At 45.8% G+C, this 4,816-nt stretch carries 7 protein-coding genes and 1 pseudogene; all 8 read left to right on the plus strand.

Annotated features, from left to right (window positions below; genetic code table 11):
• Positions 1-816 (plus strand): NAD-dependent epimerase/dehydratase family protein (locus RMO52_RS21895; protein WP_310418546.1); only part of this gene is annotated, 816 nt, incomplete at its 5' end.
• 76 nt (positions 817-892) lie between these two features.
• Complete coding sequence (locus RMO52_RS21900; protein ID WP_309745410.1) at positions 893-1,333, plus strand: ATP synthase subunit I; 441 nt, start codon at positions 893-895, stop codon at positions 1,331-1,333.
• 86 nt (positions 1,334-1,419) lie between these two features.
• Complete coding sequence (gene atpB, locus RMO52_RS21905) at positions 1,420-2,178, plus strand: F0F1 ATP synthase subunit A (protein WP_309745412.1); 759 nt, start codon at positions 1,420-1,422, stop codon at positions 2,176-2,178.
• A 142-nt stretch (positions 2,179-2,320) separates the two neighbouring features.
• The gene (gene atpE / locus RMO52_RS21910) at positions 2,321-2,566 is read left to right on the plus strand and encodes an ATP synthase F0 subunit C (protein WP_295618112.1); all 246 of its coding nucleotides are present in this window, start codon (positions 2,321-2,323) and stop codon (positions 2,564-2,566) included.
• A 185-nt stretch (positions 2,567-2,751) separates the two neighbouring features.
• The gene (locus tag RMO52_RS21915; protein WP_396135074.1) at positions 2,752-3,252 is read left to right on the plus strand and encodes a F0F1 ATP synthase subunit B'; all 501 of its coding nucleotides are present in this window, start codon (positions 2,752-2,754) and stop codon (positions 3,250-3,252) included.
• A gap of 132 nt (positions 3,253-3,384) precedes the next feature.
• The gene (locus RMO52_RS21920) at positions 3,385-3,924 is read left to right on the plus strand and encodes a F0F1 ATP synthase subunit B (protein ID WP_310418549.1); all 540 of its coding nucleotides are present in this window, start codon (positions 3,385-3,387) and stop codon (positions 3,922-3,924) included.
• Positions 3,924-4,472 carry an ATP synthase F1 subunit delta gene (gene atpH, locus RMO52_RS21925; protein ID WP_309742818.1) on the plus strand — a complete coding sequence of 183 codons (549 nt, stop codon included), beginning with the start codon at positions 3,924-3,926 and terminating at the stop codon, positions 4,470-4,472. Before RMO52_RS21920 ends, atpH begins: the two co-directional genes overlap by 1 nt.
• A 119-nt stretch (positions 4,473-4,591) precedes the next feature.
• Positions 4,592-4,816: pseudogene (locus RMO52_RS21930) on the plus strand (F0F1 ATP synthase subunit alpha); the annotation flags it as partial.

A 4,816-nucleotide genomic window follows, 5' to 3' on the forward strand; every position in this document is an offset into this window, starting at 1 on the left:
GAAAAACAGGCTGAGTTACTCAAGACGATCGATGTTGCCGTCCTGACTGCTGCTGGTTGGGGTGGGCAAGCAGCCTTTGATATTAATTACACCAAAACTCACGTTTTATTTGACTTACTCGACCCGGAAGTTTGTCAGCAAGTTATTTATTTCTCGACTCAAAGTGTACTCGATCGACAGAATCAATTACTACCAGAAGCGGGTAAGATCGGGACTGACTATATAGTGTCTAAATATCAGTGTTTAGACAAACTGACACGGGAAAAAAATGCCGTTGGTGCCGAGCATAAGATTGCCTCAAAAATTACTACCGTTTTCCCGACACTGGTATTCGGTGGTGACGATACCAAACCCTATTCTTTTCTATCTGCTGACTTGACAAATATATCTAAATATGCTGGTTTACTGCAATGGTTGAGTGCCGACGGGAGCTTCCACTTTATCCACGGCAAAGATATCGCTGAAGTTGTCAGACATCTAATCGCACATCCTGAAATCGCCGACAAATTCGATCGGCGCATCGTCCTGGGCAACCAGTTAGTGAGTGCCGATGCTGGAATTAAGGAAATCTGTGCCTACTTTGGCAAACGTAGCCCCTTCCAGATTCCCCTATCGATCGCTCTTGCCAATTTCTTGATAAAACTATTTAAGATCGAAATGGCCGAGTGGGATCGGTTTTGTCTCAATTACCGCCACTTTGGAGCCAAGAACCCCGTGAGTCCCGCTACCTTTGGGCTACCTGGCTATGCACCGACGATTACCGACATCTTCCGTACTCGCGGACTGATTGGTAGCACGAACTCGATCGAGCGATAAATCTTTTTAAGTATTGATGCCGCTCGATGATACAATCGATGATGGTCGATTCGGGATCGAATAACACTAAACTACTGTGAACTCTACTGATGAAACGCCTCAACTGACAGAATTAGTTGATGAGGCAATTACACTTGAGGAGTCTAGTGTAACTCAAACGTCAGACAATTCGATGGGTGAGTATCAACAGCTCAAGCAAGAATTGTTTCTGACTACTCTAGCGATCGCTGCTGTAGCATTTCCTACTGTGGTTTATTTCTATGGTTTGAGAATCGCTGGCAATTACCTACTAGGTGCAGTTACAGGAGTAGTGTACTTGAGACTGCTAGCCAGAGATGTAGACCGCCTTGGTACTGAAACCATGAAGTTGAGCCTCAATCGTCAAGCCCTAGTATTAGTCTTGATGCTCGTTGCTGCCAAATGGGATCAGTTGCAAATTCTACCAGTCTTTTTAGGTTTTTTGACCTACAAAGCAGCGTCGATCGTCTACCTCGTGCGGATACTCTCGTCTGACTAAAATCGAATTTAGCCGAGCGCAGGATCGACCACCAATCGCAAATGTCTTTGCAACATCGATCGATAATCGCTAGAAATAGCTCCTAGATGCACATGTTAGCTGGTTTAAACATCACAAATTCCCTGCCCTTGGCAGCATTGGAGGTCGGTCGTCATTTATATTGGCGACTGGGGAACCTCCAAATCCACGGTCAGGTATTTCTCACATCTTGGTTTGTGATTGGCTTGCTGCTAATTGCGGCAATTGCGGCAACGCGGAATGTTCAACGCATTCCCCGTGGGATTCAAAACTTGATGGAGTATGCCTTGGAGTATATCCGCAACTTAGCTAAAGACCAAATTGGCGAGAAGGAATATCGTCCTTGGGTGCCCTATATCGGTACCTTATTTTTATTCATCTTTTTATCCAATTGGTCTGGTGCATTACTCCCCTGGAAGCTAATTCACCTGCCATCAGGCGAACTAGCCGCGCCAACCAATGACATCAATACTACGGTGGCATTGGCACTGCTGACATCCTTGGCATATTTTTATGCAGGTTTCCGCAAGCGTGGTTTGGGATACCTAGCTAAATATCTCGAACCGACACCAATTCTGTTGCCAATCAATATCCTAGAAGACTTCACTAAACCCCTGTCACTAAGTTTCCGTTTATTTGGGAACATCCTTGCGGATGAATTAGTGGTCGGTGTACTAGTATTACTAGTTCCGTTTATTGTACCGATTCCAGTTATGCTATTAGGGTTGTTTACTAGTGCCATCCAAGCATTAGTCTTTGCCACACTAGCTGCTGTCTACATCGGTGAAGCGATCGAAGGTCACGGCGAACACGAAGAAGAACACTAAGTTTAGTGGATAGTGAATAGTGAATAGTGAATAGTGAATAGTCTTACGACTCCGAACTCCCAACTCCGAACTCCCAACTGACTCCCAACTAAATAAATTTCAACTAATATTCTCTCAATCAATTTTTTAAGGTAAATACATCATGAATCCTACTGTTGCTGCTGCTTCCGTTATCGCCGCTGCTCTGGCTGTCGGTCTAGCTTCCATCGGCCCTGGTATCGGTCAAGGTAACGCCGCTGGACAAGCTGTTGAAGGGATTGCACGTCAACCTGAAGCTGAAGGCAAAATTCGCGGTACGCTGATTCTTTCCTTGGCGTTCATGGAATCGCTGACGATCTATGGTCTAGTTGTCGCACTGATTCTGTTGTTTGCTAACCCTTTCGCATAATCATTACCGTCAATCCCCAGCGGAATAGGCAGCTAAAATTCACCTAGTTGAGAGTGAGAGTGTATTTGAACATCTGACGGTTTCGATCGATCCCCTAAAGATTCAAATATCCTCGACCATCACTACCGATATTTTGCTGCCGCTTCCCGCCTGACCTAAAATTTCAGAGGAAAGCACCAAAGATGATCTCACAATGGTCTCTACTGTTGACGACAGCCGTAGCAGTAGTAGAGGAAGTAGAAGAAAAGGGTAAACTGTTTGACTTTGATGCGACATTGCCACTAATGATGATTCAAATCGTCGTTTTGGTTGCTGTCTTAAATGCACTGTTTTACAAACCCCTCGGTAAAGTATTAGACGATCGAGACGAGTATATTCGCGGCGGTTTGGGCGATGCCAAAGCCAAGCTCAGTGAAGCAGAAACGATCGCTAAAAAGTACGAAGCAGAACTAGCAGACACCAGACGCGAATCCCAAGCAGTCATCGCCGCAGCAAAAGCTGAAGCTCAAAAAATCGCTGCCGGACAAATCGCCGAAACTCAGCAAGCAGCTCAAGTTCAACGCGAACAAGCTCAACAGGAGATCGACAAGCAAAAGCAATCTGCCTTTACAGCTCTAGAGCCTCAAGTAGAAGCCCTCAGTCGTCAAATCCTGACCAAATTATTGGGAGCCGAGTTAGTTAAATAAAATAACCTGCTAGCCAGATTCAAACAGTTAGTAGCGAACAGTTAGCAGTCACAATTGATGTAACTGAACACCAATCGTTCATAACAAATAACCGATACGCCCGTCGAATCGCCCAGTTCTAGCGCAATATATATGATGGGAAATTTTTTATTCCTCGCCACCGCCGAAGCTACGGCCAAATCGAGTGGTGTTAGTTTAAATCCAGATGTAATCGAAGCCAACGTATTCAATCTCGTCGCCGTCTTGATTTTTGTATTCATCTTCGGACGCAAACTCTTGACAGATATCCTCACCGAACGCCGTCTGGCGATCGAAACTGCGATTCAAGATACTGAAGCTCGCCAAAAACAGGCGATGTCTGCCCTCGAAGTCGCCAAGAAAAACTTGGCTCAAGCGCAAACCGAAGCTGAAAATATCCGCAAAACCGCAATTACCAGCGCGGAAAATGCCAAAGCCGAGATCGCTGCCAAAACCGCAGCCGATATCGAGCGGATGCAAGCTCTCGCTGCTGCTGATACCAGCAACGAACAGGATAAAGCCATCGCCGAATTGCGCGTGCGAGTCACCAAGCTGGCAATGGAAAGAGCGGAAGCTCAACTCAAAAACCTGCTTACCGACTCCGCTCAAGCAGATTTGGTCGATCGGAGTATCGCCTTGGTAGGAGGTAAATAATGAAAGATAGTGCCATCGGTAGTGTAGTGCTCAATCCCTATGCGGACGCGCTCATGTCCCTCGCTCAATCTCAAAGTTTGGTCGATGAATTTGCGGGCAATTGTAAAGACCTATTAGAATTGCTAGATGAGTCACCAGAACTCAATCTAATCTTGGCAAATCCGATCGTGAAAATGGCTGATAAAAAAGCAATTTTAGCGAAGATAGTGACCGACCAAATTCACCCATTGATGTCCAACTTCTTGGCGATCCTCGTCGAGCGGCGGCGAATTGGCTACTTAGCCGGAATTTGCAAGCGTTATCAAGCGATGGTGCGCGATCTCAAAGGCATCATTTTGGCAGAAGTCACGAGTGCAGTCGCCCTGAGTGACGCTCAAATCCAATCCGTCCGCGACAGAGTTCAGGGCATGACTGGATCGAACAGTGTCGAAATAGTTACCAATATCGATCCAGAAATTATCGGTGGGGTAATTATTAAAGTCGGTTCTCAAGTCATCGACTCCAGCTTACGTGCCGAAATTCGTCGCTTGGGTCTGAGCATCGCTTAATTAGTGGATAGTGGATAGTGGATAGTGAATAGCGATTGAGTGAGTATCAGAGTTGCTAATAACTAATAACTGGAAATTACCTCTTATAGTCTAAAACTTACATCAGTAAATAAATAATTATGATTAGTATCAGACCCGACGAAATTAGTAGCATTATTCGCCAGCAAATCGAACAGTACACCCAAGACGTTAAATCCTCCAACGTGGGTACCGTGCTCCAAGTCGGCGACGGCATCGCCCGCGTTTATGGCTTGGATAAAGTCATGTCTGGGGAACTCGTCGAATTTGAAGACGCGAGTGTCGGTCTAGCTCTCAACCTGGAAGCCGATAACGTCGGTGTGGTA

The organism is Chamaesiphon sp. OTE_8_metabat_110 (assembly GCF_031382685.1).
Lineage (GTDB): Bacteria > Cyanobacteriota > Cyanobacteriia > Cyanobacteriales > Chamaesiphonaceae > Chamaesiphon.